This window comes from Pseudomonas nitroreducens (assembly GCF_014204515.1).
GTDB classification, from domain to species: Bacteria; Pseudomonadota; Gammaproteobacteria; order Pseudomonadales; family Pseudomonadaceae; genus Pseudomonas; species Pseudomonas nitritireducens_A.
The window spans coordinates 1-2,567 of the sequence record NZ_JACHLI010000075.1; the positions used below are offsets into that span (position 1 = coordinate 1).

General features: G+C 54.1%; 3 protein-coding genes. All 3 read right to left on the bottom strand.

What is annotated here, in order from left to right; genetic code table 11:
* Positions 1 to 46: 46 nt before the first annotated feature.
* Complete coding sequence (locus HNP46_RS35555) at positions 47 to 430, bottom strand: hypothetical protein (protein ID WP_184598978.1); 384 nt, start codon at positions 428 to 430, stop codon at positions 47 to 49.
* Positions 431 to 547: 117 nt separating this feature from the next.
* Positions 548 to 1,750, bottom strand: a complete 1,203-nt coding sequence (locus HNP46_RS35560) for an MFS transporter (protein WP_184598980.1) — start codon at positions 1,748 to 1,750, stop codon at positions 548 to 550.
* Between the two features lie 136 nt (positions 1,751 to 1,886).
* Positions 1,887 to 2,405 (bottom strand): MarR family winged helix-turn-helix transcriptional regulator, encoded by a 519-nt coding sequence (locus HNP46_RS35565; RefSeq protein WP_184598982.1) that lies wholly within the window; start codon positions 2,403 to 2,405, stop codon positions 1,887 to 1,889.
* Positions 2,406 to 2,567: the final 162 nt, after the last annotated feature.

Genomic DNA, 2,567 nt, shown 5'->3' on the forward strand with positions numbered 1-2,567 from the left:
TCACTTCCATTGGGCATACGCTTAAAACCAGTCACAAGACTATCTCCTAGTTTAAGCGTGAGGCCCTGTCCTCAGATACAGGGGGCCAAACCAGGAGATTGCTGGTATAGGTGTCTTCGTCCGTCTTTTCCGGAACGGAGATCAGTACGTTTTCCTGCCTGTGTTTATGGGAAATATCCCGGCCAGCGGGCACCGTATCTGTCCACATGCGCCAATGCTCAAGCTCTTCGGTGTATCCCAGAGCAGTCGCTTGTCGATAGACATGCTGGATTTCCTTATGCCCCAGCCCCTGACCGGCAACGAACCTGATGCCTTTTAGCGTAGATCGCCCATGTCCCTTAAATGCCTTAAGCAGAGCCCCGTAGGACATCAAGTTGGCGTGTTTAGAGAAGTCTTCGAACTGATTTGCGACTACAACGTAAATTCCCATTACTGAATTTCCTTTTCAATTACTGGGGGCCGGCGGCAGGTCGTTTGGCCCAATCGGGTTTGCTGCACATACAAGCTCGCCTTCCATTAACTGTCCCGCTATGGAAAGTGAGCCTGCTTAACTAGAGCGCACTCGGCTTTCACCCCTCTGTGCGACGCTATACAGCGCCGCAACGCCTAGAGCGGTTGCAAGAGCCAGGAACAAAAACTCCACTTGCCATGCTGTGCTGTAGTTAGCGAGCCAGGGACCGAGGCTCGCACCGACAAAAAGCACGAAGGTGTAGAAGGACACTGCCAGCCCGCGCACCGCAGGCGGTGCAACAGCGGCAATTCGTGAAATCAGGCCGGGGATGCTAATAGCGACACCCGTGACGAAGATGACACTGGCGACCAGCAATAAGAGGATGTGCCCCTGCCCAGCAATTGAGCAGGACAGCAATCCGATCATGGCGATGGCGAGCCCACTGCTGACAACTCGCTGAGCGCCCCAGCGGCCGATCATCTTGGCGGCCAGCAATGAGGCCAGGAACGCCGGCAATGCAATGCCGCGCGCCTGCATCCGGCTGATACCGCTCTGTTCTATGGCTGCTCCCAGGTGTATGTCCAAACCGATGTAGAACGCGACGAAGGACATCAAGAGCAGTGACGCAGGTAGATAAACGCGCCGCATTGCTGGATCGCCCAGCAGCGAGAAAATCGGCCGATAGACCTGCAATAAGGAAACTCTCGGTACTGCGTCGCGATGGACTTCCGGGGCGCGGAGCAAGCACAGTGCAGTCATGCTATAAATAGCCGCTAAGGGGATGAGCGCCCAGTGAAATCCCCAGTGCTCGGCAACGGCACTGCCATAGATCTGGCCGATTAACCCCGCCGAAAGGAAAGCGGTACTCATCCATGCCATTGCCCACACGCGTTGCCGGGAGCTGCCGTGCTCGGACAGATATGCCAAGGCTACGGGTGGGAAGGATGCCGCTGCGAATCCCTGCAGGGCCCGGCCCGATATAAACAGGCCTGGAGTACTTATCCAAGTCAATCCCAGCGTGATCACTGCTAAAAGCACCAACCCGCCGATCATGACTGTCTTGCGGCCGATCCTATCTGATAGCGGACCGAATACCAGAAAGCCTGTGGCGTAAGCGAAGCCGAATGCGGCTAATGCATATCCGGTTTGTTGCATGGGAATTTGATAGGTGCTTGCCAGCAAAGGCAGGATGGGAATAGGAATGTAGAGGAGCGAAACCACCGCCAGTGCACAGACCACCATCAATATCAAAAGGGAGGGAGTGCGCTGTGAGGAAATATCATTAGCTAATTTGTGCATGGCTACATATCTCGCAAAAAGTTGGCTGGAACGACAACAGCCATCTCCGATGAGGTGATCTTCTTTCGCTCAGCGAAAATCCATATTTTGTAGCTAGCTTTGTAGCTAGCTACATAACTGGCTGAAACTCGACTTTTCAGTCGAGTCCAGCTGTCAACCTGATCTGCTGCAACGCTGGAGACACCTTCATCATCAGCCGTACCAGCAACTCGCGTTCTTCCGTATTGAAGTGGCTCATGAAACTGGCTACCCAGGAGTAATGCTTGGGCAGAACCTTACCCAGAGCAACGTCCCCGTCGGACGTCAGTCGAACGATCCAGGAGCGTCCGTCATTGGGGTCGGGATGTTTGCTGCACAAGTTCGCCACTTCCATTTTATTGATGGCCCGTGTCATTGTTTGCGACGCTACAGCCACGCCGTCTGCAAGCACCCCAATGGTGAGTCCTTCGGGGTTGCGCTTGAGCAGCAGTAGGACAAAAAAAGGCGTCTGCGATAGGCCTTCTCTCGCTAAGTTGTCGTCGAAGGCTGACAACATCTCATTGGTTGCTGATGCCCATACCAGCCAGGTGTGAAGACCGCCCACATCTGGGTTGTCGTAGAGCTTGCCGAATCGGGCAAGTGTTTCTCGAGAGGGTAGGTCTTTAAGTTCGAACATCAAATATGTGCCTTGCTTTGTAGCTTACCACATATGATTCAGCGTGCGAGTGGAAAGGTCAAGTCCACCCCGGCAGTAAGGGCGAGCGCGCAATCCAATTTTTTGAGCGACCGTACTCCACAGCCTCTCGGAGAATCTCATTCTCCAATGTCTTCTTGCCCA